This window comes from Aurantimonas sp. 22II-16-19i, assembly GCF_002088275.1.
Lineage (GTDB): Bacteria > Pseudomonadota > Alphaproteobacteria > Rhizobiales > Rhizobiaceae > Jiella.
Window position 1 is genome coordinate 1 of sequence record NZ_AQQS01000088.1, and the last position, 823, is coordinate 823.

1 protein-coding gene is annotated in these 823 nt (G+C 67.6%); it reads right to left on the reverse strand.

Features of this window, described 5'->3' with window-relative positions; translation table 11 throughout:
- Window positions 1-100 precede the first annotated feature (100 nt).
- On the reverse strand, window positions 101-823 hold a 723-nt coding region (locus tag ATO4_RS26715; RefSeq protein ID WP_083595115.1), incomplete at its 5' end, for a LysR substrate-binding domain-containing protein.

The window sequence follows — 823 nt, forward strand, 5'->3', positions numbered from 1 at the left end:
TTCGGACTGCCGCCGGCGAGGGACGCCAACCGCCTTCACCACGACCTGACGTGGCGCTCCACCCGTTGCGGGCGCTGTGAGCTGCGGTCGGCGGAGGCGGTCAATGGCCAGCCCGGATATTCGCCGGGCAGACGGATTCTTTCGAAAGCGTTCGTGCCAGGTCGATGATGGCCGCCCGGAGCCAGCTATGCGCCGGGTCATGGCGATAGCGCACATGCCAGGCCATCTCGACGGGAAAGGTCCCGAGATCGACGGGAGGCTGGAGCACCTTCAGGCGGGGATCGCGCTGGAGGCCCCGGCAGATGAGGATGGGCAGCGTCGCGCAATAGTCGGTGACGGCGATCATCTCCGGAACCGCGAGGAAATGCGTGACGGAAACCGCGACGTCCCGCTTGAGCTTCTGCTGCTCGAGCGCCTGGAAGACGCCGGCCCGAATGCGGCCGGGCGGCAGGACGTTGACGTGCTTCAGGCTCTGATACTGGTCGCGGGACAGGGTCTCGCCGACGTCCGGATGATCGGCGCGCAGGATGCAGGCGAGCCCGTCGTCCATCAGATGCTGAACCACAAGATTGTCGGGGGGATCGACGACCCGCCCGAGGGCCATCGCCGTCGAGCCCGAGACGACGCCGGTCTCGGCGACGTCGTTGCCGAACGGCGTCATGCGAAGCTTGATGCCGGGCGCCTGTTCCCGCAGCCGCGCCACCAGCGCCGGCATCAGCACCAGTTCGACGTAGCTGTTGGGCGCGATCAGGAACAATCGCTCCGCCCTGGCCGGGTCGAATTCCTGCTGCTGGACGATCACCTCGTCCAGCTGCGCCAGCGC